This window comes from Actinomyces procaprae (genome assembly GCF_004798665.1).
GTDB lineage: Bacteria > Actinomycetota > Actinomycetes > Actinomycetales > Actinomycetaceae > Actinomyces > Actinomyces procaprae.
The window spans coordinates 1549274-1575131 of the sequence record NZ_CP039292.1 but is presented as its reverse complement, the minus strand read 5'-3'; the positions used below and the strand labels follow the sequence as shown (position 1 = coordinate 1575131).

General features: G+C 69.7%; 24 protein-coding genes and 1 pseudogene. 11 read left to right on the top strand and 14 right to left on the bottom strand.

Annotation, left to right across the window (positions count from 1 at the left end):
* Positions 1-66: 66 nt before the first annotated feature.
* From E4J16_RS06285 to E4J16_RS06270, 4 genes are all read right to left on the bottom strand, one after another.
* Positions 67-2088, bottom strand: a complete 2022-nt coding sequence (locus E4J16_RS06285; protein ID WP_187271259.1) for a sucrose-specific PTS transporter subunit IIBC — start codon at positions 2086-2088, stop codon at positions 67-69.
* Between the two features lie 215 nt (positions 2089-2303).
* On the bottom strand, positions 2304-3833 hold the full coding sequence (locus tag E4J16_RS06280) for a glycoside hydrolase family 32 protein (RefSeq protein ID WP_136313538.1): 1530 nt from the start codon (positions 3831-3833) through the stop codon (positions 2304-2306).
* Between the two features lie 100 nt (positions 3834-3933).
* Positions 3934-4170, bottom strand: a complete 237-nt coding sequence (locus tag E4J16_RS06275; protein ID WP_136193060.1) for a hypothetical protein — start codon at positions 4168-4170, stop codon at positions 3934-3936.
* On the bottom strand, positions 4167-5402 hold the full coding sequence (locus E4J16_RS06270) for an inorganic phosphate transporter (protein ID WP_136193061.1): 1236 nt from the start codon (positions 5400-5402) through the stop codon (positions 4167-4169). Before E4J16_RS06270 ends, E4J16_RS06275 begins: the two co-directional genes overlap by 4 nt.
* 314 nt (positions 5403-5716) lie before the next feature.
* On the opposite strand from E4J16_RS06270, the gene E4J16_RS06265 reads away from it, so the two are divergent.
* Positions 5717-7312: an Hsp70 family protein gene (locus tag E4J16_RS06265; protein ID WP_136193062.1), complete on the top strand. Its 1596-nt coding sequence runs from the start codon at positions 5717-5719 to the stop codon at positions 7310-7312.
* A 125-nt stretch (positions 7313-7437) separates the two neighbouring features.
* On the opposite strand, the gene E4J16_RS06260 is transcribed toward E4J16_RS06265, so the two are convergent.
* From E4J16_RS06260 to gndA, 6 genes and pseudogenes are all read right to left on the bottom strand, one after another.
* The gene (locus E4J16_RS06260) at positions 7438-8394 is read right to left on the bottom strand and encodes an aldo/keto reductase (RefSeq protein ID WP_136193063.1); all 957 of its coding nucleotides are present in this window, start codon (positions 8392-8394) and stop codon (positions 7438-7440) included.
* Between the two features lie 25 nt (positions 8395-8419).
* On the bottom strand, positions 8420-8938 hold the full coding sequence (locus E4J16_RS06255) for a MerR family transcriptional regulator (RefSeq protein WP_136193130.1): 519 nt from the start codon (positions 8936-8938) through the stop codon (positions 8420-8422).
* Positions 8939-9266: 328 nt separating this feature from the next.
* A complete protein-coding gene (locus tag E4J16_RS06250; RefSeq protein WP_168708126.1) occupies positions 9267-9725 on the bottom strand; it encodes a bifunctional nuclease domain-containing protein in 459 nt (152 codons plus the stop codon).
* Between the two features lie 106 nt (positions 9726-9831).
* Positions 9832-10479, bottom strand: a complete 648-nt coding sequence (gene ftsR, locus E4J16_RS06245; protein WP_136314614.1) for a transcriptional regulator FtsR — start codon at positions 10477-10479, stop codon at positions 9832-9834.
* 89 nt (positions 10480-10568) lie between these two features.
* Positions 10569-11027 carry an FHA domain-containing protein gene (locus E4J16_RS06240; RefSeq protein WP_136313536.1) on the bottom strand — a complete coding sequence of 153 codons (459 nt, stop codon included), beginning with the start codon at positions 11025-11027 and terminating at the stop codon, positions 10569-10571.
* Between the two features lie 136 nt (positions 11028-11163).
* Positions 11164-12651 (bottom strand): annotated as a pseudogene (gene gndA, locus E4J16_RS06235) (NADP-dependent phosphogluconate dehydrogenase).
* Positions 12652-13051: 400 nt separating this feature from the next.
* Here gndA and zwf point away from each other — a divergent pair.
* From zwf to E4J16_RS06200, 7 genes are all read left to right on the top strand, one after another.
* On the top strand, positions 13052-14572 hold the full coding sequence (zwf, locus tag E4J16_RS06230) for a glucose-6-phosphate dehydrogenase (protein WP_275669603.1): 1521 nt from the start codon (positions 13052-13054) through the stop codon (positions 14570-14572).
* Positions 14569-15564 carry a glucose-6-phosphate dehydrogenase assembly protein OpcA gene (locus tag E4J16_RS06225; protein WP_136313535.1) on the top strand — a complete coding sequence of 332 codons (996 nt, stop codon included), beginning with the start codon at positions 14569-14571 and terminating at the stop codon, positions 15562-15564. Before zwf ends, E4J16_RS06225 begins: the two co-directional genes overlap by 4 nt.
* Positions 15561-16343, top strand: coding sequence for a 6-phosphogluconolactonase (gene pgl, locus E4J16_RS06220; RefSeq protein WP_338028878.1), 783 nt, complete (start codon positions 15561-15563; stop codon positions 16341-16343). The genes E4J16_RS06225 and pgl overlap by 4 nt, the downstream gene beginning before the upstream one ends.
* A 151-nt stretch (positions 16344-16494) precedes the next feature.
* Positions 16495-17418 carry an aldo/keto reductase gene (locus E4J16_RS06215; protein WP_073332302.1) on the top strand — a complete coding sequence of 308 codons (924 nt, stop codon included), beginning with the start codon at positions 16495-16497 and terminating at the stop codon, positions 17416-17418.
* A gap of 29 nt (positions 17419-17447) precedes the next feature.
* The gene (locus E4J16_RS06210) at positions 17448-18488 is read left to right on the top strand and encodes an HNH endonuclease family protein (RefSeq protein WP_136313534.1); all 1041 of its coding nucleotides are present in this window, start codon (positions 17448-17450) and stop codon (positions 18486-18488) included.
* A 90-nt stretch (positions 18489-18578) separates the two neighbouring features.
* Positions 18579-19049, top strand: coding sequence for an RNA-binding S4 domain-containing protein (locus E4J16_RS06205; protein ID WP_136313533.1), 471 nt, complete (start codon positions 18579-18581; stop codon positions 19047-19049).
* 12 nt (positions 19050-19061) lie between these two features.
* Positions 19062-20132 (top strand): alpha/beta hydrolase, encoded by a 1071-nt coding sequence (locus E4J16_RS06200; protein WP_136313532.1) that lies wholly within the window; start codon positions 19062-19064, stop codon positions 20130-20132.
* A gap of 70 nt (positions 20133-20202) precedes the next feature.
* On the opposite strand, the gene E4J16_RS06195 is transcribed toward E4J16_RS06200, so the two are convergent.
* The 3 genes from E4J16_RS06195 to E4J16_RS06185 all read right to left on the bottom strand — a co-directional run bounded on the left by E4J16_RS06195 (position 20203) and on the right by E4J16_RS06185 (position 23173).
* Positions 20203-21072, bottom strand: a complete 870-nt coding sequence (locus E4J16_RS06195) for an HAD family hydrolase (RefSeq protein ID WP_240038318.1) — start codon at positions 21070-21072, stop codon at positions 20203-20205.
* A 112-nt stretch (positions 21073-21184) separates the two neighbouring features.
* Positions 21185-22156, bottom strand: coding sequence for a choloylglycine hydrolase (gene bsh, locus E4J16_RS06190; protein ID WP_136193071.1), 972 nt, complete (start codon positions 22154-22156; stop codon positions 21185-21187).
* 339 nt (positions 22157-22495) lie between these two features.
* Positions 22496-23173, bottom strand: a complete 678-nt coding sequence (locus tag E4J16_RS06185; protein WP_240038316.1) for a TetR/AcrR family transcriptional regulator — start codon at positions 23171-23173, stop codon at positions 22496-22498.
* Positions 23174-23281: 108 nt separating this feature from the next.
* Here E4J16_RS06185 and E4J16_RS06180 point away from each other — a divergent pair, with 108 nt between their 5' ends.
* From E4J16_RS06180 to E4J16_RS06170, 3 genes are read left to right on the top strand one after another with little or no spacing between them, the layout of a single operon-like run.
* The gene (locus E4J16_RS06180) at positions 23282-23788 is read left to right on the top strand and encodes an HXXEE domain-containing protein (protein WP_136313531.1); all 507 of its coding nucleotides are present in this window, start codon (positions 23282-23284) and stop codon (positions 23786-23788) included.
* Complete coding sequence (locus tag E4J16_RS06175; protein ID WP_136313530.1) at positions 23785-24306, top strand: HXXEE domain-containing protein; 522 nt, start codon at positions 23785-23787, stop codon at positions 24304-24306. Before E4J16_RS06180 ends, E4J16_RS06175 begins: the two co-directional genes overlap by 4 nt.
* Before the next feature lie 54 nt (positions 24307-24360).
* Complete coding sequence (locus E4J16_RS06170; protein ID WP_204519963.1) at positions 24361-25110, top strand: SDR family NAD(P)-dependent oxidoreductase; 750 nt, start codon at positions 24361-24363, stop codon at positions 25108-25110.
* Here E4J16_RS06170 and E4J16_RS06165 read toward each other — a convergent pair.
* Positions 25107-25841 (bottom strand): alpha/beta fold hydrolase, encoded by a 735-nt coding sequence (locus tag E4J16_RS06165; protein ID WP_168708127.1) that lies wholly within the window; start codon positions 25839-25841, stop codon positions 25107-25109. The two genes, E4J16_RS06170 and E4J16_RS06165, sit on opposite strands and share 4 nt — an antisense overlap.
* Positions 25842-25858 lie beyond the last annotated feature (17 nt).

Here is a 25858-nt window from a genome sequence, read left to right as displayed (position 1 = left end):
CCGGTTCTCCGAGTCGGCCACCAACCGTCTATCGCTGTGTCAGGCCATCACGACCTGCGCGCCGGATCAGGCACCGGCGCCCTGTTGTGCGGGCTCAGCGGAGGGAGCGACGGCGTAAAGCGCGTCGCCGCGGGCAACCGCACCGGTGTGCTCGTCGGTGACGCCACCGAAGGAGGCCGCGTTGGACACCACGATCGGCGTGACGGTCTGGTAGCCGGCGGCAGTTACGCCGGCCCAGTCGACCTCCACCAGAGGCTGGCCGCGAAGCACCTTGTCCCCGGCGGAGACCTTGGGAGTGAAGTGCTTGCCGTTCAGCTCGACGGTGTCCATACCGACGTGGATCAGCAGCTCGACGCCGGAGGCCGAGCGCAGCCCGTAGGCGTGGCCGGTCGGGAAGGCGACCAGAACCTCACCATCCACCGGAGAGACCACCGGACCGGAGGCCGGCACCACGGCCATGCCCGGGCCGAGCATCCCCGAGGCGAAGGTCTGGTCCTGCACCTCGGTGAGCGGCACCGCCCGCCCCTGGATGGGCGAGGTGATGGTGAAGTCGGTCGCGGCCTCGGCGGGCAGCTCCACGGTCGCGGAGTGGGCCTTGGTGGCCTCGGCCTCGAGCGCCGCCTCGTCCACCTCGTCATCCGCAGCGAATGAGGCCTGCCCCTTGGGCGTACGGCCGTACACGAATGCCGCCGCGAAGGCGATGGCGAAGGTGACGATCTCCAGGATCACGTAAACCGGGATCTTCTCGGTAATGATCGACACGAAGCCGACGAATCCAGCGGCTCCCAGGGCGGCACCACGGACGTTGAACAGGGCCACGCCGGCGCCACCGATGGCGGCAGCGCCCATACCGATGAAGAACGGCCAGCGCAGGCGCAGGTTCACACCGAAGATGGCGGGCTCGGTGATACCGAAGACGGCCGAGACACCACCGGCGCCGGCAAGACCCTTCATCTTGGCGTCGCGGGTGTTGAAGAAGACCGCCAGGGCCACGGCACCCTGGGCCACGTTCGCCATGGAGGCGATGGGGAAGATGAAGTCGCCGACACCGCCGTTGACGGGCAGCAGCGGGATCTCAACCGCGGGGAAGGACTGGTGCAGACCGGTCACAACGATCGGCGAGTAGACCAGGCCGAAGAGGAAACCGCCGACGGGGCCAAGAGTGTTGTAGGTCCAGTCCAGGCCCTCGGTGATCCAGATGGACAGCTGACGGGTGATCGGGCCAACGATCACGAAGGTCAGGAAGCCGGTCAGCAGCATGGTGATGAGCGGCGTCAGCAGGAAGTCCGCGGTTCCGGACAGGCGCTTGTGCAGCCACTTCTCAATGGTGGACAGGATCCAGGCGACGCACAGCACCGGGATCACCATCGCCTGGTAGCCGACCTTGTCCACCGTGAGCCCGAACAGGCTCCAGGTGTCGGAGGCGCCCATGTAGTCCCAGAAGGCCTGGGCGGCCTCCTCATTGGCCATGTTGTAGGCGGACAGCAGCGAGGTGGATACCATCGCCGCACCCATCGCGGCACCGAGGTAGACGTTACCGCCGAAGCGCTTCGTGGCCGAGTAGCCGACCAGCACGGGCAGGAAGGCGAAGGCCGCGGAGGAGATCATGTTGATCAGCTCGGCGTAGTCGGCCAGCCAGCCGAAACGCCCGACCAGCGAGTCGCCCTTGAAGAACAGGTCGTTCGCGGTCAGGACGTTGTTGATCGCCATCATCAAACCGCCGGCGATCAGGGCGGGCAGGATCGGGACGAAGATGTCCGCGATCATCTTGATGAAGCGGGAGACGATGTTGCCGCTCTTGGCGGCTTCCTGCTTCGCCTCATCCTTGGACACTTCCTTGACACCGCCGGTCTTGACCATCTCATCGAAAACGATGTCGACGTCTCCCGGTCCGACGATGATCTGGAACATGCCGCCGGCAACGAAGGTGCCCTTGAGGTCAGGGTCCTTGTCCAGCGCCTTCTGGTCCACCTTGTCCATGTCGTTCAGGACGAGGCGCAAGCGAGTCGCACAGTGTGCGGCCGCGTTGATGTTGTCGGCGCCACCGACGTATGTCAGGACGTCTTTCGCCACGCGGGCGTGATCCATTGCCACCCGGGCTTCCTTTCTGTGGGAACTGATGACTCTGCGTTGAGCTCGACGGAAGGTTCCAGTGCGTTGGGGTCGTTCACCGACCCCGACACGCAGACCTGTGTCAAACGTTGGTCAGGCTACCCGGCCGCCCGGTGTTCCGCAACCGCCTTACGCCCGGCAAGTCGCCGGATCGCGGCCGGTCTCCGTACCCGGACGGCCGTCGCCCGTGTTCAGTCATAGAAGACGACGCCGCCCTCCTTCAGTCGGAGCGCACCACCGGTGATGAGTTCGGCGCCCGTCGCGCCGGGCGCCACGAAGCTGCGCAGCGTGAAGGCGACCTCGCCGTCGCCGACGAACACCTCCGTCACCGAGCGATCGTGCAGGACCTCCAGCCGCGGGCGCACGCCGGTCGGCACCGTGACGGTGCGGCGGTCACCATGCTGCGTGTAACGGGAGTGGGAGCGATCCACGACCAGCCGCGTGGCGGCGCCGTCGGAAACCAGCTCCACAGTGACGTAGCAGGTGTCGTCACCGATGCGCACGCCCCAGCGCTCAGCGTCGGAGTCCGCCTCCAGCTGCAGCCGCCACGAGCGGTGCCCCTCAAGCTCAGTGATGGCCGCGGAGCCCTCGAGCCGCTCCCCCACCGCGCTCAGCGCTGCGGCGTCACCGGGAAGCGGCTCCGCCGGCCGCTGCACCAGGCGTCCGCCGCGCAGGGCGAGCGTGCGGGGAACGGTGAGCGCGTGCACCCAGCCGCCGGTCTCAATCGAGGGCTGGTCGTCCTCGGAGGCGTTTCCGGCCCAACCGACCAGGAGCACCGGTCCGGGCTCTCCGGGCCGCCGTGCGAAGGCCTGGGGCGCGTAGAACTCGAAGCCGCGGTCGACTTCGGCGAAGGTGCCGTCGCACTCGCGCAGCTCGGTTCCCTCCAGCCTGCCGACCGTGTACACGCAGGGGAAGATGTTCTCGTACCCCTCGGCGTCGGGCCTAATGCCCTGCGGGCACCAGATCAGCACGTCCCGCTCCTGCCCGGTGAGCTCGTCCGTCAGGCGCACCAGGCCGGGGCACTCCCACATGTAGCCGAAACGGTCGAAGGCACCATCGGCGTCCGGGAACGTCAGCTCTCCCTCAAGCCTCCAGGAGAGCAGGTCCTCGGAGCGGTACAGCAGCGCGGCCCCGGTGAGGTCCTCGCGCTGCACGCCGAGAATCATGCGGAAGCTGCCCGGCACGTCCGGGTCGCGCCACACCTGGGGATCGCGGTAGTGGGAGGTGTACCCGGCCGGGTGGTCCGGCAGCAGCGGGTTGTCGGGCCACTTCACGAAGGCGTCCAGGTCCGCGCTGGTCACCAGGCACTGGCTGGCGGTGCGCTCATCGGTGACCGGGTCCTTGAGGTTCCCCGTGTAGAAGAACTGGTACGGAGCGCCGGCCGGGGCGGACGCCGCCTCCTCGTCCTCCAGCACGACGGCGCCGCCCGAGTAGGCACCGGAGAGGTCGTAGTAGGAGTCGGGGATGATCGTGGGATCGTGGTGGTTCCAGTTGAGCAGGTCCTGGGAGGAGGCGTGCCCCCAGTACACCAGCTTTCGGTGCGGGTGGAACGGGCTGAACTGGTAGAAGGCGTGGTAGGTGCCGGAGTCCACCAGCAGTCCATTGGGGTCATTGAGACGGCCGACGGGCGGTGCCAGGTGCACCACCGGGTAGTCGGGGTCGGCTGCTGCGTGCGAGCGGTTGATTGCCGCCAGGGCGGCTGCCCTCAGATCCTCGGTCATGTGGCGACACTAACAGTCGCCGACCGCGTCCCGGTTGAGAATGGCCGACGACGCCTCCGGTCACCGGAAGTGACCGGAACCAGGTCCGCGGAAGCGCCCGTCAGTGGAAGTACGGGATCAGGAGCCACAGACCGAACAGGGCGATCCCCACGACGCAGGCGATGAAGAATCCCGCAGCGACTTCGGCGATGTGCAGGCCTTCTACCTGACCCGCCTGCCGCTTCAGCCGGACTGCGGCGAGCATGCGTACGGCGGCGGAGGTGACGGCCATGATGAAGGCGGCGCCCGCCACGGTCACCAGGGTGACCAGCCCGAGCGAGTACCAGTCGATGCTCATAGCACGGCTCCTGTCTCCCGGTCCGTCGCGCCCGTTGAGCCCGCTCCCACGAGCTCGCGCTTGACCTGCTCGAGGGTCTTGGGGGCGCGTCCCAGCGCCGGGTCGGTCTGCTTGGCCACGACCACCTTGTCCGCGTCATTGACGTTGGAGAAGTCCACCTTGTTGTGGTTGGCCTGACGGATGATCAGCAGGGCGCTGAGCAGCAGCAGCGCGATCACGACGACCGTGCCGAGGATGCCGCCCCGCACCGCGATGAAGGAGGTCACCGCGCCGACCACGCCGGCGCACGGCAGCGTGATGAGCCAGGCGGTGCCCATCTTCCCGAAGGTGCCCCAGGAGACCTTGGCGCCGCGGCCCACGCCGGTGCCCAGGATGGAACCGGTGCAGATATGCGTGGTGGACAGGGCGAAGCCGAGGTGCGAGGAGGCAAGAATCGCGACCGTCGACGTCGTCTCGGCGGCGAAGCCCTGGGGCGGGTCGATGTGGACCAGACCCTTGCCCATGGTGCGCATGATGCGCCACCCACCGGAGTAGGTTCCCAGTCCTATCGCCGCTCCGGCGGCCAGAACCACCCACAAGTGTGGCCCGGATCCCGCCTCCTGGTATCCCCCGGCAATGAGCACCAGGGTGATCACCCCCATGGTCTTCTGCCCGTCGGAGGTTCCGTGGGCGAGCGCCACCATGGACGCGGAGATCCGCTGCCCGTAACGGAAGATCCTGTCGCTGAACTTGTCCATCGGACCGGCGATCCGGAAGGTAAGCCAGGTGGCGATGGCCGACGCCAATGCGGCAACGGTCGGAGCGATCAGCGCGGGCAGGATGATCTTCGACATGACGGTGCCCCAGTGCACCCCCTGGAACCCCGCGGCTACGACGACGGCGCCGATGAGCCCGCCGAACAGGGCGTGGGAGGACGAGGAGGGCAGCCCGAGCAGCCAGGTGGCCAGGTTCCACAGAATCGCGCCCGCAAGCCCTGCGAACACCATCGCGGGCGCCGCCTGGATCAGCGCGTCGTCAAACATGCCGTGGGAGATCGTCTTGGCCACCTCGGTGGACAGCGTGGCGCCGATGACGTTGAGGATCGCGGCCGTCAGCACGGCGCGCCGGGGTGTGAAGGCGCCCGTGGCCACGGACGTCGCCATCGCGTTGGACGAGTCGTGGAAGCCGTTGGTGAAGTCGAAGATCAACGCCGTGACGATGACCACGACCACGATGAAAAGGGTTGTACTCATGCCATTTCCGGTCGGGTGTGCGGGCGGACGGTCGTGACGGAGGCACTCCGCGCACTGCTCCTGCCCGGGCCGCGGTGACGCGGCCTGCCGTCATTCTTACCCCCGCAGCCGGGCCCCAGCAGCCCGGGCGGCCGGAATTCACCAACTGTTCACTCGGGGGCCGGCTCCAGCGGCACCTCCGGGGCCCGCCCGGTGGACCGGCTCACAGTCTCATACGGGCATGCACGCAAAGATCCGCAAAGAGGTCCACACCTCACCACCACCCCCGTCGAGCCGCCGGGCGATGAGTCTGGTTGAGCGATATGGTCACTCCCATGGCAGCCCGAAGTGGTAGCAAGAGTACGCGGCAGTCCCACAAGCGCCGGCGCGCTTCATCCGCGCCCCTGGACCTCGGTATCGACCTCGGCACGACGCGCACCGTCGTGGTCCGCGCTGACCGGGGAAACTATCCCGTGATCGGCTTCGCCGACACGGAAGGAGATATTCATGAGTTCTTCCCCTCGTTGACCGCACTGACCGATGAGGGACTCGTGCACGGCTTCGAGGCCCGTGCCGCCGCCCGTCGCGGTGCCCCGTTGCTGCGCAGCCTCAAGCGACTGCTCTCCTCCCCCACCGTGACCGCGCAGACGCCGGTTCGGCTCGGCGAGTCCACCTTCACCGTCTCCGAGCTGCTGACCGACTTCCTTGTCACCATGCGCTCCCACCTGCTGGCCTCCGACGACCTGGAGGGCGCGGACCCCAGCAGTGAGGACGCCAATATCGTCGTCGCCGTACCCGCGCACGCCTACGGCGCCCAGCGCCTGATCACGCTCGACGCCTTCCGCGAGGCCGGCTTCAACGTCACTGCCATGCTCAACGAGCCCAGCGCCGCCGGCTTCGAGTACACCCACCGCAAGTCGGCGACCGTCTCCTCCCGGCGCACGCGCGTGCTGGTGTACGACCTGGGCGGCGGCACCTTCGACACCTCATTGGTCGACGTGCGCGGCCACCTGCATGAGGTACTGGCCTCGCGCGGCGTCGGCGACCTGGGGGGCGACGACCTGGACCTGCTGCTGGCACAGCTCGCGCTCCAGCGCGCCAACCTGGCCGAGGAGGAGCTGACCACCATGGAGCTGGATGACCTGCTCGATCAGTGCCGCGACGTCAAGGAGGCCATGGCGCCCCAGACACGTCGCCTGGTCATCATCCTGCGCGGGAAGGACGTGGTGCTGCCGGCAACCGACTTCTATGAGGCCGCGACTCCCCTGATCCAGCGCAGCCTCGACACCATGGCCCCGCTGATCGGCCGCCTGGACGACGGCGGTCCCGACCTGGCGGATATCGCCGGCATCTACCTGGTTGGCGGTGCGTCCGCCTTCCCGCTGGTCCCGCGGCTGCTGCGCGAGCGCTTCGGGCGCAGGGTTCACCGCTCGCCTTATCCGGGCGCCTCCACCGCGATCGGCCTGGCCATCGCCGCCGACCGCACCTCCACAATGGCCCTGACCGACCGCCTCTCGCGCGGCTTCGGCGTGTTCCGGGAGGCCGACGGCGGTGCCCGCACCGTGTTCGACGCGCTCCTGACCGAGGAGTCCGTCCAGGAGCGCGCCGACGGCGAGCACGGAACGGTGATCACGCGCAGGTACCCGGCCGTGCACAACATTGGTCGCTTCCGGTACGTCGAGTGCGCCGGGGTCGATGAGTCGGGCGAGCCGCGCGGTCAGCTGGCCCCCTACGAGGACGTCCTGTTCCCCTTCGACCGCTCGCTCAGGGACACGGACGACCTCCGGACCGTGGCGGTCCACCGCCTTGGTGGCGGCCCGATGGTCGAGGAGCGTTATGAGATCGACGGGGCGGGGCTCATCCGCGTGACCCTGACCGACCTGTCGGACGGCTACTCCCGCACTTACGTGCTCGGCCGCCGTACCGCATGAGCGCCTGAGCCTCACCACGTTGCTCGGCATGCCATGGACGGCGTGCCGGGCAACGGGCCGTCCTGGTGCATTTGGCGCGAGTCGGCGAGTCGGGTTCCCACCCCGGGCGGGGTGATGCGCACCCGTCAGGCGTGCGCCAGGTCGGACACCCGCGTCAGCGCCGCGGTCTCCTCCGGCTCCAGGGCGAGGGACAACGCCTCAAGGATCGGGGCCAGCTGTGAACTCGTGCGGGCGGAGGCGAGCGGGCAGACGACCCCCGGCCGGTCGCGCAGCCACGCCAGCGCGACCGCGGCGGGGGCAACCGCGTGCGCGGCCGCAACTTCGCGAACCACGTCCACAACCGCGAAGAACTCCGGGTGCAGGTAGTCCCGCACCCAGGCGCCCCGCGCAGACTCCGGCTCGGCACCCGGCCGGTACTTTCCCGTCAGGAAGCCCGAGGCCAGGGAGAAGTACGGGACCAGGCCCATGTGATGCGCCGCCGCCACCTCGCCGCGATTGCCCGGGCCCTCGACGTCCTGCCGGTGCACCAGGTTGTAGTGGGGCTGCAGCGCAATCGGCGGTGCGAAGTCGTTGGCGGCGGCGATGGCGCACCACTCATCAATCCGATCGGGCGTGTAGTTCGACAGTGCCACGTGACGGGTCTTGCCGGCCAGGCGCACCTCCTCGAATGCCGCGACGGTCTCCTCCAGGGGCGTGTCGCCGTCATCGAAGTGGGCGTAGTAGAGATCGACGTAGTCGGTCTGGAGACGGTCCAGGGACTCGTCGATGGCGAAGTAGATGTTCTCGACTGCCAGGCCCGTGCGGTCGGGCTTCGTGGACACCTTGGTGGCGATCACTACGTCATCGCGCCGACCGCGCGAGCGCAGCCAGTTTCCGATGACCGTCTCGGACTCGCCGCCGTGATGGCCCGGGGCCCAGTGGGAGTAGCCGTCGGCGGTGTCGATGAGATTGCCATCCGCGTCCACATAGGCGTCCAGGATGCGGTGCGAGGTGGCCTGATCCGCCGTCCAGCCGAATACGTTGCCGCCCAGTCCGATGGGGCTGACGTTCAGGTCGGACGCCCCCACAGTCCTGGTAGTCATGGCCCCGCCCCCGGTCACCGGCCGCCTACACCGCCTGCTGCCGCGCTGCGCGCCGCTTGGCCAGCTCGTCCTCGACGACGGGGCCGTCGGCGGCGTGCTCGACCGGCAACTCGGCGAGGGACCCCTCGATCTCGTGCCAGACACGCCCCACCGCGATTCCGAACACGCCCTGGCCGCCCTGAACCAGGTCGACGACCTCGTCCGCGCTCGTGCACTCATATACCGAGGCGCCGTCGCTCATCAGTGTGATGGAGGTCAGGTCCTCGACGCCGCGCTCGTGCAGCGCCTGGACCGCCACCCGGATCTGCTGAAGCGAGACCCCGGTGTCCAGCAGCCGCTTCACGATCTTGAGCAGCAGGATGTCGCGGAAGGCGTACAGGCGCTGCGAGCCGGACCCCTTGGCGGAGCGGATGGAGGGCTCTACCAGGCCGGTGCGCGCCCAGTAGTCGAGCTGGCGGTAGGTGATGCCGGCGGCCCGGCAGGCCACGGGACCGCGGTAGCCGGTGTTCACATCCAGCTGCGGGAGCGGGTCGCCGAAGAGCATCCCCTGCGTGTGCTGGGGTGCGGTTGCGTGAAGACTCGCTTCGTTGGCGCTCACTGGCCGGCTCCTGTCGACATCGGGACGCGCGCTGGGGCGCGCGCACGGGCCGGTCCGCCCGGCCACGGCACCACGATAGAACCCGAGCGGTGTTCACTCAACGACTGGCACGCCGATCGAGTGGCTTTGAGTTCAGGTTGAGGTTCAGGGTCGGCTTCCGCACCGCGCAAGACACGCAGAATCGCGCGGCACACACACCACATCCCACACATGTCGTGTGACACAGTCCACAACAGTAATCACACCAGTCACACGCGTACCGCGTGTCGCGGCTCTACAGGGAAGAGGCATCCTCGGCGACGATTCCGTCCAGCACCCGGCGCCACTGCCGCAGACGACGCTGCAGCGCCTCCTCACCCAGGTCGAGGCCGCGTATCCGTAGCAGCGCACTGGTGGCGAGTATCGGTACGCCCAGAGTGCGAGCGAGCACCAGGGCATCACTGGGCGTGCAGGGCACCGCCGTCGACTGGGCGGGGGTATCGGTATCGAGTGCGGCCGAGGCACACATGCCGCCATCCGCATCGACGTCGAGCACCACATGGAGCACCGTCGATCCGAAGGCATCCACGCAGGCGGACAGGAAGGGGGCCCAGCTCGGGCCACTGGACCATTCCGGCGCACTCAGCAGGAGGCCGTCCCGGGCACCGACGGGCACGGCGAGCATGCCCGGGCCACCGTCCTCCATCAGGACAGCGACCAGGCCCGAGTCTGGGACCGTTGAACGTATTCCCATGAGCGTCATGGTCCGCACGCCACATAATCTATGCGGCCGACGACGCTGCTGTCCCGGGAACAGCGCTACGTGTGCTGTTTGCGACTCGGGCGGCCGGCTCCGCGGTTCAGCGCAGTGCCTCCACTGCGTGGTGCAGCAGGCTGGCATGCAAGTCTGCGAGCACGCCTGCGAGTTCCGCGGCAGCGTCCTCACCCGCATTCCTCGACCGGTTGCGCTTGTGCTGGGTCGCCAAGTCGATCGCATCGGCCTCACGCTCAGCGGCGCTGCGCACAGCCCTCAGGTTGCGCAGCGGGATACCCAGTCGGCCCGCCCGCAGCGCGAGCGAGACGGTGGTGAGCGCACGGGAGTCGAAGTGCCCGTGAGCATCCGGCGTGATCACGCCTATGGCCACCAGTTCTTCGATCTGCTCCAGGGTGGCCCCCGAGTGGTGCACCAGATCAGCGGCGTCAAGGGCACCGGAGACCGCGTGCCCGCCGGATGCCACCACCCGGGCGACGGGGGCGGGCGGCGGCGCATTGACGGCACCGTCCAGTTCCTGCAGGCGCTCGCGGATGACCGACAGGGGCAGGTACTCGTCGCGCTGCGCGGTGAGGGCGTAGCGCAGCCGCTCAACATCGGCCTTCGAGTAGCGCCTGTAACCGTTGCCTACCCGGTGCGGGGAGATGAGGCCCTCGGACTCCAGGTACCGGACCTTGGAGACCGACAGGGCGGGGAACTCCCCCTTGAGGAGCTCGACTACCTCCCCGATCTTCATGGCGGGCTCGCGGGACACTCCCCGCGGCCAGGGATCGAGCTTCGCCTCGCGCGCAGGCCCGTCGGCTGCGCGCCTGGCAGCGACGCTGGTCACTGGGCGGCCCGATGCCGCGGCGAGGGGTGGTAGGTCATCCGGTACTTACCGATCTGGACCTCGTCTCCCGCACGCAGTGCAGCCTGCTCGACGCGCTGCCGGTTCACGTAGGTGCCATTGAGAGAACCCTGATCGCGCACGGAGAAACCGCCGTCGGGCAGCGCGGTGAACAAGGCGTGCTTGCGTGAAACCGTCACGTCGTCGAGGAAGATGTCCGCGCGGGGGTGGCGGCCCACAGTGGTCTCCGTGCTCTCGGCCGAGTCGAGCAGGAAGCGCGCACCCGTGGTCGGCCCCTGCTGCACCAGCAGCAGCGCGGTCCCCGGCGGGAGCGCCGCGATGGCGGCGCGGTCCTGCGGGGAGATACCCACGGACGGGAGCTCGGGCTCCACCGGGACACCCACGGCCCCAAAGGCCTGAGTCGAGGTGGGATCCGGTTCCATCGGCGTACTCGACATCTGTTCCCCTCCGGTCGGGCGGTGCCCGTCGCACCGCTGTGGTTCCACCATACCGTTGCCGTGATGCGCCGCCGCAATGTGCGGGCCGCGAATCAACGAGCTGTTCGCTCCGGACCTGACTCTGGTTCGGCCCGCATCAGTTCCACCGCTGCTCTGCCCGACCCGGCTCCGCCCACAGCACGTGGTACACGCCCTCCGGGTCGTCTACCCGGTGGTAGGTGTGTGAGCCGAAGAAGTCCCGCTGTCCCTGAATCAGCGCGGCGGGCAGCCGCTCGGCGCGCAGCTGGTCGATGTATGCAAGCGATGCGGCGAATGCCGGCGCCGCCACGCCCGCCCGGGCCGCGATGGCGACGACCTCACGCCATGCGGGCAGGACCTCGCGCAGCGCGTCCGCGAACACCGGCGCGGTCAGGAGGCTGGCGAGCTTGGGGTCGTCACCGTAGGCACGGGTGATGTCGTCCAGGAAGCGGGCACGGATGATGCACCCGCCGCGCCAGATCCTGGCCATTGCGCCCAGGTCCACGTCCCAGCCGTGCTCGGCGGAGGCGGTGGCGATCTCGTCGAAGCCCTGGGCGTAGGCGGCGATCTTGGAGCCGTACAGGGCCTGGCGGACGGAGTCTACGAAGGCGGCGCGCTCGGCCGCGGAGGAGATCCCGGCACCCGTGGTGCCTGCCTCCAGGCCGGCCTGGCGCACCGCGGCGCGCTGCGCCGTCGAGGAGGATGCGGCGCGCGCGAAGGTGGCCTCGGCGATGGCGGGGACGGCCACCCCGAGCTCCAGTGCGGTGCGAGTGGTCCAGGCGCCCGTGCCCTTCTGCCCGGCGGCGTCCACGATCACGTCGACGAACGGGGCGCCGGTGGCAGGATCCACCCGGTCGAGGACCTCGGCGGTGACGTCGATCAGGTATGAGTCCAGCTCGGAGCGCTTCCAGTCGCGGAAGACGCCGGCGATCTCGGGGACGCTCATCCCGGCCACTCGCCGCAGAGCAGGTCGTAGGCCTCGGCGATAAGCTGCATGTCGGCGTACTCGATGCCGTTGTGCACCATCTTCACGAAGTGGCCGGCGCCGCCGGGGCCGACGTGCGTGCAGCACGGTACGCCGTCGACGTGGGCGGAGATGGACTCCAGCAGCGGCCCGAGGCGCTCGTAGGAGGCAGCGGTTCCGCCCGGCATGATCGACGGTCCCAGCAGCGCCCCCTCCTCGCCGCCGGAGACCCCCCATGCCGACGAAGTGAATGCCCTGCTCCCGCAGCGACTCCTCACGGCGCTCGGTGTCCTGGTAGTAGGTGTTGCCGGCATCGACGATGATGTCGCCCGGCTCGAGCAGCTCACGCAGCTGCTCGATCACGGCCTCCGTGCCCGCACCCGCCTGCACCATGATGATGACCGCGCGCGGCCGACGCAGCGAGGCCACGAAGGCGGCCGGGTCGGCCGCCGGAACGAACTCGCCCTCGCCGCCGTGGGTGTCGATGAGCCGCTCGGTGCGGGCGGGAGTGCGGTTGAAGACCGCGACGGAGTGACCGTGGCGGGCCAGGTTGCGGGCGAGGTTCGCGCCCATCACCCCCAAGCCGTAAACACCGATGTCCGCCGATGCCGGCTGCGGGACGAAGTCGCTCGCTGAACTCATCGATATCCCCTTCTGCCCGTCAGCCGGGCCGTGGTTGTGGGATCGGGTAGTGGCTGGGCGCGGCGCGGGCCGCGCACCCGAGGCCCGTAGAGCCTACCGTTGCGCCCGCCTCGGCGCACGGCGGCCGCGCGTCGTGACCGGCCCTGTCAGGCACCCCCTGCCGGCCGACGCGCGCGGCGCCCCGGCCGCCCCGCGTTTTAGAGTGGGGGCTACCGGCTCCGCGTCGCGGCCCCGCCGCCTGTTGCGCATCCGCGCGGGAGCGGAGCCGGGTCGAAGTCACTGCCAGGGAAGAAGAATCAGGAAGGCGCAGAAGGCACCCGTGGACCTGCCCCAAACCTCTACTGCACTCACCCCGTCCGGAGGCGCCCCGGCTGGCGCCACAGGGTTGCGGGGCAATCCGTTGCTGGATGCCCGCGACCTACGTCTGCCCCGTATCGCCGACCCGTGCGTGCTGGTCATGTTCGGCATCACCGGCGACCTCGCCAGGCGCAAGCTGCTGCCGGCCATATACGACCTGGCCAACCGCGGCCTGCTCTCCCCCAGCTTCTCGCTGGTGGGCGTGGGGCGGCGCCACTGGTCCGACGACGACATGCGCGCCTACGTGGCCGAGGCGGTGCGCGGCGGCGCCCGCACTCCGTGGCGGCAGGCGATCTGGGACCAGCTGGCCGCCGGCATGCGGTTCGTCGAGCTGGCCTCCTTCGACGACGACGCCGCTTATGGGCGGCTGACGCGCACCGTCACCGGCCTGGACGCCACCCGCGGCACCGGCGGCAACCGCGCCTTCTACCTGTCGGTGCCCCCGGCCTGGTTCTCCGCCGTCACCGAGCACGTGGCCGCCTCCGGCCTGGTCGACGAGGTACCGGGCTCCTGGCGGCGGGTGATCATTGAGAAGCCCTTCGGCCACAACCGCGCCAGCGCGCAGGAGCTGGACGCCGTCGTCTCCCGGATCGTGCGCCCGGACGACGTCTTCCGCGTGGACCACTACCTGGGCAAGGAGACGGTGCAGAACATTCTGGCGCTGCGCTTCGCCAACACGATGTTCGAGCCCCTGTGGAACCAGCGGTACGTGGACCACGTCCAGATCACCATGGCGGAGGACATCGGCATCGGCACCCGGGCCGGCTACTACGACACGATCGGCTCTGCGCGGGACGTCATCCAGAACCACCTGCTGCAGCTGCTGGCCCTGACCGCCATGGAGGAGCCGATCAGCATGCGCGCCTCCGCCATCCGCTCCGAGAAGGAGAAGGTGCTGGCCGCGGTGAAGCTGGAGCGGGCGGGCGAGCTCGACCTGGACGCGACCACCGCCCGCGGCCGCTACGAGGCCGGCTTCCAGGGCGGTGTCCCCGTGCGCGGGTACCTCGAGGAGGACGGCGTGGCGGATGACTCCCGCACGGAGACCTTCGCCGCCGTGCGCCTGGAGATCGCCAACCGCCGCTGGGCGGGCGTCCCGTTCTACCTGCGCACCGGCAAGCGGCTGGCACGGCGGGTGACGGAGGTGGCCGTGGTGTTCAAGCGGCCCCCCTTCCTGCCCTTCAACGACGCGGCCACGGCCGGCCTGGGCGCGAACACCATCGTGCTGCGCATCCAGCCGGATGAGGGCATCACCATGCGCATGGCCTCGAAGGTCCCCGGTACGCAGATGGAGCTGCGCGACGTGACCATGAACTTCGGCTACGGCGCATCCTTCAACGAGGAGTCTCCGGAGGCCTACGAGCGGCTCATCCTGGACGCGCTGCTCGGTGACGCACCGCTGTTCCCCCAGCAGCGCGAGGTGGACCTGTCCTGGCGGATCCTCGACCCGGTGATCGAGCACTGGGCCGCCAATGGGGCGCCGGAGGGCTACCGGCCCGGCTCCTGGGGCCCGCCGACCGCCCACGACCTGCTTGCCCGCGACGGCCGCATTTGGAGGCGTTCATGATCATCAGGCTCACCGAGACCACCACCGACGAGATCGTCTCCACGCTCCTGTCCGAGGGAGTCAGCAGCGGCTCACGCGTGCTCACACTGGTGATCGACACCGACCGCGCCGGTCTTGAGGACGCCCTGGTGGCGGCCCATGGGGCCAGCCTCGACCACCCCTGCCGCATCGTCGCGGTCGTGTCGCCGACCAGCGCCGACGGCGACGCCGACGACGACGACCGGCGGCACAACGGGCACCGCCCGGATGCGACCGTCGGCCATCTTGACGCCGAGATCCGGATCGGGCACGACGCCGGGGCCGGCGAGACGCTGGTGCTGTTCCCGGAGGGCGAGGCGGCACGCCACGCCGACACCCTGGTGGTGCCCTTCCTCCTCCCTGACGTGCCCGTGGTCACCTGGTGGCCGTATGCGCCGCCGACGCGGCCCGCCACCAGTCCGCTCGGAGCGCTGGCCACTACCCGCATCACCAACACGCCCTCTCAGCCGGACCCGTCCTCCGCCCTGGCGGCCCTGGCCCCCGAGTACACGCGCGGCGACATCGACCTGGCCTGGACCCGCATCACCCTGTGGCGCGCCATGGTCGCGTCCACGCTGGACTCGCTGCTGTGCGCCGGGGAGATTCGGGGAGTGGTCGTCGCCGGCGAGCCGCACAACGCCTCGGTGTCCCTGATGATCCGCTGGCTGCGACTGCGCCTGGGCGTAGCTGTGGAGCGAGTGGACGCCCCCGACATCCCCGGGATCGCCACCATCACCGTGCGCACGGACTCCGGCGACCTGGTGATCACCCGCAAGGATCACGAACGGGTGATGATCACCCGTCCCGGCATCGAGCGCCCACAGGTCGTGACCATGGCCCGCCGTGAGCCCGTGGCCACCATGAATGAGGAGTTGCGCAGACTGAGCCCCGACCTCGTCTATGAGGAGGTTCTGGCCACCTTCCTGAAGGACTCCGCGCTAACCGCCGACGCCGAAGAAGGGACCGATCTTTGAACACGAACGCCGCCGCCATCAACGCCGCTGCCGCCGCCCTGCCCGCTGCGGCCGTGATGGTGCACGAGACACTCGCCGAGGCGGCCATGGCCGCAGCCCGACTCACCGCCCGGCTGCTGGCCGCCGCTTGCGCTGAGCGCGGCTGCGCCCATCTGGCGCTGACCGGTGGCTCCGGCGGCGAGGCGCTCGCCGCCGCGCTCCCGGCGGCCCTGTCCGACGCGGGCATAACGCCTGCTGCAGGGCTGGACCTGATCCACCTGTGGGAGGGCGACGAGCGCTTCGTCCCTGCGGGCGACGCCGACCGCAATGACCTGCTGGTAGCGGGCCTGCTGGCCGCCGGCCTGCCTGAGGGCAACGTGCATCGGCTCCTGGGACCCGAGCAGGTCGACTCCGTGGATGCCGCGGCCCGAGCGCTCGCGGACGACTTCCACCGGCACGGCCCCGCGGACGGCCGCTTCGACGTCGTGCACCTGGGGCTCGGCCCGGACGCGCACGTGTGCTCACTGTTCCCGGGGCACCCGGCCGCGCCCACCACTGGAGCGGATGTCGTCGCCGTGCACGACTCCCCCAAGCCGCCGCCCGAGCGCGTTTCCTTCACCTTCGACGTGCTGCACCGCGCACGCCACGTGCTGGTGGTCGCCGGGGGCGCAGGCAAGGTCGAGGCGGCGACGAAGGGCCTGGGAGCGCCCGATATCGTCCTCGCCCCGGCCTCGGGTGCCCGGGGCGAGCAGACCGTCTGGTACTTGGACCGGGCGGCCGCCGCCGGCGTGCCCGCCTGATCCGGACCGATTCCGTCCGCCCCGCGCCCGAGCCGGCCCGAGGCACTCGCCGATGTCCACAGGCACCGCCTGCGGCGGGCCCTCGGGCGGGCCTGTGGACACCCGCGGGTTGCGCCTATACAGACGAACGCGACTCGGATACCGTATTTGTATGAGAATCCAACCAATTGGCTCATCCGACCTGACCGCCTCCAACCTCATCCTCGGCCTGATGCGCATTAAGGAGCTCAGCGACGCCGAGATCCGCGACCTGGTGGCCACCGCCCGCGGCGCGGGCATCACCATGTTCGACCACGCCGACATCTACGGCCGCGACCACGCCTGCGAGGAGCGCTTCGGCTCGGCCCTGAACTGGTCGGCCACCGAGCGCGAGCAGGTGGTGCTGCAAACCAAGTGCGGCATTCGCTGGGGCTGGTTCGACTTCTCCGCCCAGCACATCCTTGAGTCCGTCGACGCCTCCCTCAAGGCGCTGCAAACCGACTACCTGGACGTGTTGCTGCTGCACCGTCCCGACGCGCTGGTCGAGCCGGAGGAAGTGGCCGCCGCCTTCGACTCCCTCGCCGCCTCCGGGAAGGTGCGCCACTTCGGCGTCTCCAACCACACGCGCGGCCAGCTGGAGCTGCTGCGCGCCACCGTGGACCAGCCGCTGCTCGTCAACCAGCTGCAGCTGTCCCTGACGCATGCGGACATGATCGCCGAGGGCGTGGCCCTGAACATGCGCCACGACCAGTCGGTGGTGCGCACCGACGGCATCCTCGACTACTGCCGCCTGACCAACACCACAGTTCAGGCCTGGTCCCCCTTCCAGTCCGGTGACGGCTCCGGCCCGTTCCTGGGCAACCGGGAGCGCTACGGCGAGCTGAACGACGTCGTGGACCGCCTGGCCGCCGAGTACGGCGTGACCCCGGAGGCGATTGCCACCGCCTGGATCACCCGCCACCCCGCCCGTATTCAGGTGGTGCTGGGCACCACCCGCCCGGACCGGGTCGAGGCCGCGGCCGCCGGCTCCGACCTGGAGCTGACTCGCGAGCAGTGGTACGAGGTCTTCCGCGCCGCCGGCTACATCGTTCCCTGAGCCGCCTCCGGCCGCGGAACCCGCCCATCATGCTGCCTCGTCTCCACCGATCCGCCCGGACGGTGCCGGCGGCCTGCGCGCTTGCGGCAGCGCTCGCCCTGACTCCGTGCGCGGTCTGGCCCCCGGCGGCAGCGGATACCGCGAGTTCGGCGGATGCGCCAACCGCGGCCGCTGTCTCCTGGGACGAGCGCGAGCGGCTCGTGCTGGGCGCGGCGGAGGCCTTGGACGCGCTCGAGGCCTTGCCGGAGGACTCCCCCGCCGCCGTCTCCTGGGGTGAGGGGGGTTCGCGCACCGGCTGGTTCGGCCAGGCGTGGATGGACGTCGACGGCGACGGCTGCGACACCCGCAATGAGATCCTGGCCCGGGACCTGACCGACGCGGACTTCTCCCGCGAGGACGGCACGCAGGACATCGAAGCCGGGCGCGGTCAGGGGGCGGCCGTCTGCCCCGACGCCACGGTCTGGTTCGGCACTCTGCACGACCCGTACACCGGCGACGAGATCGCCTTCGAGCGGGGACAGGACACCTCCGACGCCGTTCAGATCGACCACGTGATCCCGCTGAACTACCTGTACGCGCACGGGGCCTGGCAGTGGAATCAGCGCCGGCGTCTGCTGGTCGCCAATGATCCATTGAATCTGCTGGCGGTGGATGGCGCGGCCAATCAGGAAAAGTCCAACTGCGGCCCGGCCACCTGCCCGGCCGGTTCTACGGAGACGGGAACTTGGACCACCGCCACCGGGCCGGGCTGGTGGCCGCCCAATACCGGCTTCCGCTGCGAGTATGCCCAGCGCTTCGTCAGTGTGGCCGCCGCCTACGGGCTGGGCCTGCCCGAGGCCGACGTCACCGCCCTGCGCGAGGTTCTGACCGACTGCGCTGCCGGTGGCGACGGCGCCCCCTCCGCCCTGGAACGCGCACACCGGATCGGCGCCGACGTGGCTGTGGCTGTGGCCGGCAACCGCTCGTACCTGCTCGCCTGTGCCGCGGGCTCGTTGCTGATCGGTGCGGGACTGGTGGCCCGCGGACGCGCCGCCCTCCCCCGCCAGCGCACTTCTCACCGAGATCGGTAGATCTTACGTACCGAGGTCGGTAGATCTTACGTACCGAGGTCGGTAGAAGTGGCACTGAGGCCCAACGCCCGATCCTCTAGGATCGGACACGTGGCGGATACCCAGTCGGACCGAACGACCGGAAGCGACAGTCGGAGCGCTCCCGACGCCAACGATCCTGCGTCGGCGCGGGTTGACGTGTGGCTGTGGAGCGTGCGGCAGGTCAAGTCACGCTCCGCCGCGACCGCGGCCTGCCGCGCCGGTCATGTGCGCATCAACGGAGAAGCCGCCAAGCCGTCCCAGCACGTCAAGGTAGGCGATGAGATCCGCTACCGCGTGCAGGGTTTCGATCGCCTTCTGCGGGTGGAGCGCATCCTGGTTAAACGGGTGGGCGCGCCGATCGCCCGCACCGCATACACCGACTTCTCCCCGCCGCGGCCGACGCCACTGGACGCGCCGGCGGCAATCATCCGGGATCGCGGCGCCGGCCGTCCCACTAAGAAGGAACGCCGCCAGCTCGACGCATTGCGCGCCACGCGAGGATCCGCCGTGGACATCGAGCACATTCTCGACCAGGACTAGCAGGAGCACCCGATGCCGCCATCCGCTCGCGCCACCCTCGGCGCTGCCACGATCGTCGCCCTCAGCGCTGTGGGGGCGTTGGCGGTTCGCCGCCGCGAGCTGGGACCCGGGCTGGAACGCGTTGCCCATGAGCTGCGGGCCCCTCTGCTCGTGATCGGCCGGGGGCAGTCCGGGGAGCCTGAGGACCTGCCCGCCGACTTCTCCACGCTGCTGTCAAACCGACTTCCTGCGAGAGTGTTCCCCGCCCGCCTGGGCAGACGTGAGACCGCATCCTGGCAGGGACGGGAGGTTCCTGTCTGGGTTTATGAGGCTGCGAACCGTCAGCAGGCCTCACCCAGCGGCGCCCTGATTTGGCTCCACGGCGGCGGACACGTCGGGGGCAGCCCGGCCCAGGACCACCTACTGTGCTCCCGCATCGCACGGGAGCTGAGCATCCTGGTGGTTTCTGTCGACTATCGGCTCGCTCCGGCCCATCCCTACCCCGCCGCCCTGGACGACGCCGACGCGGTCCTGCGGTGGTTGGGGCACCGGGCCGACGACTTGGGCGTGGATCCCGCGCGGATCGCCGTAGGCGGCGCCAGCGCCGGCGGCGGGCTGGCCGCAGCCCTGGCGCAACGCGCTCTGGATGAGGGCATCCCCCTCGCCTTCCAGCTCCTGATCTACCCGATGCTAGATGACCGTACCGGCGCCGGCGGAGTGGAGACTCCCGGGCGCGGAGAGTTCGTGTGGACCGCCCGCCGCAATGCCGAGAGCTGGGGCGCCTATCTGGGTCGCCCGGTCCAGTCCGCCCCGCCCCCGTCCGACGCCCCGGATTCGGCGCTGGGCCGTTGGGCGGTGCCGGCACGGCGCAAGGACCTGTCCGCCTTGCCGGACGCCTGGATCGGCGTCGGGGAGCTGGATCTGTTCCTGGATGATGACCGCGCATATGCCGAGCGCCTGCGTCAGGCCGGGGCGCGCGTCCAGCTGCGAGTGGAGCCGGGTATGTATCACGGAGCCGACTACTGCACCTGGTCGGCCGCCATGCGGGACTTTCGCGCTGAGGCCGTGTCCGCATTGGGAGCGGCCTTGAACAGCCCGTGTTGAGCAGTGGCGCCCGGTGTGGCGCCGCGTACAGCAGGACTACTGGCCCTGGCAGCGCCGGGTCGGATCGGCGTCAGCCGAGCCGGTCCAGCAGGACGTCGATGGTGCGCAGGACCCCGTTGTCAGTGTTCGCCGGCGCGATCCAGTGGGCGACGGCTTGAATGCCGGGGTGGGCGTTGGCCATGGCGAAGGACAGTGCGGCGTGGTCGTACATGTCCAAGTCATTGAGGTAGTCACCGAATACCGCCGTCTGCTCCGGGGTGATGCCGGTGCGCTCCTGTAGGGCGGCCAGTGCCCGGCCCTTGGACGCGGCACGGGGCATGAGGTCGGTCCAGTGCTCGCCGGAGACCACGGCCTGAACGCCGGGGACGGCGGTCTTCAGTGCCTGGGAGCTGCCGGCCTCGACGTCGCCGAAGTCGTAGACGGCCACCTTCAGGGTGCGGTCCAGTGGCACGGCCAGCAGGTCGTCGACTACCTCGAGCTCGTGGTAGTAGCGGGAGACCTCCTCCACGAACGGCGGGTCCTGCCGGTCGATGTAGGCGCAGTCGACTCCGGCCAGGACGGCGCCGACGTCGTAGCCGTCGATGCGCAGGTCGCGGGTGGTGTCGACGGCGGCGATCGTGTCATCGACGCTTATCGTCTCGCAGTGGATCACCTGGTCGCCCTGAACCACCAGGGTGCCGTTCTCAGCGATGATCGGTGAGCGTGACACCGCCTCACCGAGCACGGCGCGCAGGTTGGCGAGTTGGCGACCGGAGGCCGGGGCGAACAGCACTCCGTGCGCTTGCATGCGGGCGACGGCGTCGGCGAAACCGGCCGGCAGCAGGCCGTTTCCGTCGAGCAGCGTGCCGTCCATGTCCGAGACGACCAGGCGCAGGTCTATGGGCGCTGACGGCAGCAAGGGGCGACTGATACCGGGGGCGGGAGGTACGGAACTTGTCACGGCGAAGATTGTTCCAGACGACGGCGGTGCGCGCCGTCTCCGCCAGGTCGCGGATACGGCGCGCACCGCCGACCGGAGCGGCTTGGTCCTGCAGCAGTCCCGACCGCCGCCGCTATGGGCGCCAGATACGCGGCTCCGGCTCAAGCAGCCGGGCCGCATCGGCAGCCGCGCAGTCGGCCAGGCTCACGCAGCGAAGCGCCGGGTCGTCGTAGGTCGAGTAGTAGTAGGTGCCGGTGCGCGTTGAGAAGCAGCCGGTGTACAGCGTGCGCTCGTAGGCGCCGTCGGCCATGAGCGCGGCCCCATCCACCATGGAGACGTTGCCGAGCGTGTGGAACATGCGGGAGACGTTCTCCGCCTCGTTGTCCTTAACCGGGTAATGGGCGTTGAGGAATGCGGCCTTGGCGAATCTTGACGGCGAGTAGTAGTCGCCGGGTATTCCCCGCATGCCGGCGCCGGACCCGAAGGGCGTGAGTTCGGCGTCGCGCCAATGGGCGGCATCGGGAAGGTCGCCGCTGGCGGTGATGAAGGTGCGCAGATTCTCCATGTGCCAGTCGAAGGTGGGCTGGTTGGCCAATGCGTCCACCGGGTTGTGGTGAATGTGCATGCCGTCCTTCATGTATTCCACCACGATGCTGCGCCGCCCGTCGCCGATGATCCAGTGCAGTAGCGAGACGCCGAGGCTGTCACTGACCGGTTTGGCCACGATGGCCGTCTCCGCCAGCGCCGCCTCCGCCTCGTCGACGCTGGTGAAGTTGGCGGCGATCCACAGCGGGAACTCATAGGCGGCCACATTCGTCTTGCCGACCACCGGCCCGTCCTGGTAGCAGGCGTAGCCGGGGAAGTTCAGCCCGGCGACGGCCAGGCCGGCGTCGTTGCCGCAGTCGAAGTACAGGGGGTAGTCCTCGTAGACGATGCCCATGCCGATCACCGCGTGTGCTGCCGGAGCGTCCTCGCCGAACGCCGAGCGGATCATGAAGCCCGGGGGCACGACGACGACGCGCTCGCCGTAGGAGGTGCTCCAGTCCAGGTTTCGCCCGAAGTACATATTGCCTTCATTGTCCGTGAACCTGATTCCCGTGCACATGGGAGCCTCTTTTCATGTGTGAGCACTGATGAAGTATTGACTGGGTGGCGTCGGCCGACCACCTGGGAGGCAATTTAGTACGCCACTCATGCAACCGTGGGAGAATTCACCAATTCGATACGGCGAGCACCCAATCTGGGAAAACAATGAAATTAGGCTGCGGTTTTCCGGGACGTAAACGCGGCATCAATCTGGCTCCTCGCGTTTGAGAGTTCGCCATGCCGGTTCGGAGGGTCGGAGAGGCGTAAGCGCCTCACCCCTCCCCACGCACAGACCCAGTTCCGGCAGACCCCTGGTGGGCAAGCCCGAAGTCCACCGCACCCAGAACTCGAAGCGCCGCTATATCTCGGAGTGCTGCTTCACGCGAGACCTCGGCAGCTCCCGTCCGGCAATCAGCTCCGCCACGCGGAACACCTCCTCCAGGTCCGGGGTCTGACCAAGGTAGGTCAGCCGGTACAGGAAAGTGCCCACCAGCATGTCCACGGAGGTCTCCGGGTCCGGTCCGTTCCACGCTCCGGTGTCCACCGCGCGGGCGACGGCGGCAATCGCCCCGTCCCGCAGGGGCGCGATCACGCGTTCCCGGTAGGCGGCGGCCGCCCGGGGGTGCCCGGCGAGCTCCATACCCAGGCCGGGCAGCGCCGTCGTCAGGGGCGGGCGCATGAGCAGTCGCCAGGTGTGGACGATGATGCGAGCGAGGTCGACCAAAGGGTCCTTACCCGCCGGGAACTCCCGCGGCCCGAGGGCGGCGTCGACGGCGTCGACGGCAATCTCGGCCAGGGAGTGCCAGCGCCGGTAGATCGTGGACTTGGGGACGCCCGCACGCGCAGCTACCGCGTCGATGCGCAGACCGCGCAGCCCCACCTCGGTCAACAGAGCGAAGGTTTCCCGCAGGATGCGTTCGTCCAGCGCAGTGTCGCGCGGCCGTCCGCCGCGGCCCGCATCTGTGCGCCGAGCAGTGCCGGCGCGCAGCCCGGCCCGTCGGCCCGCCTCACCCGTGTCGTCTGGCCTGCCCGCCACGGCGTCCTCCTCATCCTGTCACCGGATCGCACGCAATTCTTCCATCTGACACCCACTTCCGCTACTGTAGGTTGCGCAACTATTGGTAGCGATATCCTGGGAGGCCCCATGGACAGAGTTGACTTGGCGACTTCAGGACTGTTTCTCTCCTGGCCGGTCCACGACCTGGAGGAGTACGCGACCATGCCCGGGCGCCGTCCCCCCTTCCTCCACGCCCTGCCACTGCTGCCCGAGGACGTACGCACGCGGGGGATGTCGCGCGACCAGGTGTATGTGGCACTGAGCCTGATGGGGGTGTTGATGGCGGCGGCCTCCGCGGACGGCTACCGCACCCGCGGCCGCTCGGGCTTCTACCAGGCGATGCTCTACGGCTACGGCATGCACGCCTTCCTGCACCTGGGCTCGGCAGCACTGGCCCGCGGCTACACGCCCGGCTGCGCCACCGCCCTCCCGGTCGTGCTCCCGTTCTGGGGCTTCGCCAAGGCGGCTCTGCGGGCCGACGGCGTCGAGCCGAGGGCGGCCCGGTGGACCATTCCGGCCTTCCCCGTCGTCGGCGTCGCGCTGCACGGGGCCGGGTACCTGGCCGCGCGGCGCTGGCGGAGCTTCACCTCATGACGCGGCCCGCCGGCGTCAAGGCGGCGGCGCTGGGGCTGGCCGCCTGCTATCTGCTCAACGACGGAGAGGAACTATTCACCTACCGGGCCTCCTCCACCTGGCTGCTACGCCGCGCGCCGGAATGGATGCCGCTTCCGGAAGGGGCGCGGCGCGAGGGGTGGAGTCAGGCGCATGTGCGTCTGGCGATCGCCCTGATCGGGATTCACTGGGTCGGCGCCTCGGTGGCGGGATTCCGCAGCGGCGGTCGCTCCGCCTGGTTCCAGAACGCGGCCGCGGCCTGGGGCCTGCACGGCTTCGCCCATCTGGCGGCGTGTGCGGTCCGGGGCGGGTACGTGTCCGGGGCTCTCACCGCACCGCTGGTGATCGGCTACGGCGCCTGGGCGCGCTGCGCACTTCGGGCCCAGGGCGTGCCCTCCCGCGTGTCGCCGGCCGGGCTGGCTGCCTCCCTGCCCGTACTGGTCGCCGCACACGCCGGGGCGGAACTCTTACTTGCGGCAGCCGGCCACGATCGTTCATGACCGCCGCTCCTCGACCGTGAGGCGGTAACGTTATCGTCAAGCCGACCGAGGAGAATGGAGAACACCACAGTGACACGTGTACTGGTGACCGGAACGAGCCAAGGTCTGGGCCTCGGCGCCCTGGGCGACCTGCTGGACGCCGGGGCACAGGTGGTGGCGCATGTGCGCCGCCCCGAGCAGCTCGACACCGTCGGCCGCGCCGTGGGTGCGGACGTGCCCGGCGTCGTCGGGGACCTGGCGGAGCAGACGCAGGTGCGGGAGGTGGCCGAGCAGGTAGCCGCTCTGGGAGGTGTGGACGCCGTCGTCCACAATGCCGGCACCATGGACGAGGCCCTGGTGCTGGCCGTCAACGTCATCGCCCCCTACCTGCTCACCGCCCTAGTGCCCGCACAGCGCCACGTGTACCTCTCCTCCAGCATGCACCGCGGTGCCCGGCTCAACACCACCCGCCTGGCAGGAGTCGACTGGACGGGCACGCGGCCGACGGTGTCGTACTCGGACTCCAAACTGCTGGTGACGGCGCTGGCCGCCGCGGTGGGTCGGCTCCGTCCGGGCACGTGGGCCAACGCCGTCGACCCGGGCTGGGTGCCCACCCGCATGGGCGGCGCCGGCGCCCCGGACGACCTGGAGGCCGGGCACCGCACCCAGGCCTGGCTGGCCCTCGGTGAGGACCCACGCACCCACGTAAGCGCCTACTGGCACCACCAGCGCACTCAGCAACCCGACCGGCGTGCCACCGACGTCGACTTCCAGGATCGGCTGCTGGCCGAACTGGAGCAGGCGACCGGAACGCCGCTGGGCTAGGACAGCCGCTCAATCTCCTCCACGATCACCGGTGGTGCATCCAGCATCATCAGGTGCCGGGAACCGGACACGCGCCGTATGCGTGACGTGCGGAAGGCCGAAAGCAGGCTCACAACCGCCGTCGCGCCGTTGAACGGCGGTGCCTCCAGCACGGCGACTCGGGCGGGTGCCGGCGCCTTCTGCCTGGCGCGCAGAACCAGCAACTGGGCCGCCTGGTCGCGGTAGGACAGCCACTCGGCCGCCGCGGCCGCCAGGGCCTGTTCGCCGCTCCACAGGGAACGCCACCGGGGGGAGTCGATTGCCTGCGGCCGTACCGTCTGGGACCGCATGCCCGCCCGCAGCATCCTGCCGGCTACACCACGTACCGGCCCCAGCCGCACCATGCGCGCCGCGAGGCTTGCCAACGCCCCCGCCGCAGCGGAGGACCGGGCGCAAGGCGGCGGCACCGAAGGATCCACCAGCACCACCCCGACCAGCCGCTCGGGACGTAGGCGGGCGATCGCCTCCGCCTGGAAGGAGGCCATGGAATGCGCCACTACGACCACCGGCGCCGCCTCCGCGTCCAGCAGCTCCGCGAGGAGGCGGGTCTCGTCCGCAAGTGACGGCGGCCCCGCAGCCCTGGTGCCGTTGTGCCCGGGACGGTCAAGAGTGATAACCCGTCTTCCCTCCAGAGCGGCGACCACCTCGTTCCATCCGGCGGCGGACAGTCCGCAACCGTTCAGGAACACCACGGCCGGTCCGTATCCGT

Coding starts and splice junctions, on each gene's coding strand:
- E4J16_RS06285 (WP_187271259.1), bottom strand. CDS start 2,088: ATGGATCACGCCCGCGTGGCGAAAGACGTCCTGACATACGTCGGTGGC.
- E4J16_RS06280 (WP_136313538.1), bottom strand. CDS start 3,833: ATGACCGAGGATCTGAGGGCAGCCGCCCTGGCGGCAATCAACCGCTCG.
- E4J16_RS06275 (WP_136193060.1), bottom strand. CDS start 4,170: ATGAGCATCGACTGGTACTCGCTCGGGCTGGTCACCCTGGTGACCGTG.
- E4J16_RS06270 (WP_136193061.1), bottom strand. CDS start 5,402: ATGAGTACAACCCTTTTCATCGTGGTCGTGGTCATCGTCACGGCGTTG.
- E4J16_RS06265 (WP_136193062.1), top strand. CDS start 5,717: ATGGCAGCCCGAAGTGGTAGCAAGAGTACGCGGCAGTCCCACAAGCGC.
- E4J16_RS06260 (WP_136193063.1), bottom strand. CDS start 8,394: ATGACTACCAGGACTGTGGGGGCGTCCGACCTGAACGTCAGCCCCATC.
- E4J16_RS06255 (WP_136193130.1), bottom strand. CDS start 8,938: ATGCTCTTCGGCGACCCGCTCCCGCAGCTGGATGTGAACACCGGCTAC.
- E4J16_RS06250 (WP_168708126.1), bottom strand. CDS start 9,725: ATGGGAATACGTTCAACGGTCCCAGACTCGGGCCTGGTCGCTGTCCTG.
- ftsR (WP_136314614.1), bottom strand. CDS start 10,479: ATGAAGATCGGGGAGGTAGTCGAGCTCCTCAAGGGGGAGTTCCCCGCC.
- E4J16_RS06240 (WP_136313536.1), bottom strand. CDS start 11,027: ATGTCGAGTACGCCGATGGAACCGGATCCCACCTCGACTCAGGCCTTT.
- E4J16_RS06225 (WP_136313535.1), top strand. CDS start 14,569: ATGATCATCAGGCTCACCGAGACCACCACCGACGAGATCGTCTCCACG.
- E4J16_RS06215 (WP_073332302.1), top strand. CDS start 16,495: ATGAGAATCCAACCAATTGGCTCATCCGACCTGACCGCCTCCAACCTC.
- E4J16_RS06210 (WP_136313534.1), top strand. CDS start 17,448: ATGCTGCCTCGTCTCCACCGATCCGCCCGGACGGTGCCGGCGGCCTGC.
- E4J16_RS06200 (WP_136313532.1), top strand. CDS start 19,062: ATGCCGCCATCCGCTCGCGCCACCCTCGGCGCTGCCACGATCGTCGCC.
- bsh (WP_136193071.1), bottom strand. CDS start 22,156: ATGTGCACGGGAATCAGGTTCACGGACAATGAAGGCAATATGTACTTC.
- E4J16_RS06180 (WP_136313531.1), top strand. CDS start 23,282: ATGGACAGAGTTGACTTGGCGACTTCAGGACTGTTTCTCTCCTGGCCG.
- E4J16_RS06175 (WP_136313530.1), top strand. CDS start 23,785: ATGACGCGGCCCGCCGGCGTCAAGGCGGCGGCGCTGGGGCTGGCCGCC.
- E4J16_RS06170 (WP_204519963.1), top strand. CDS start 24,361: ATGGAGAACACCACAGTGACACGTGTACTGGTGACCGGAACGAGCCAA.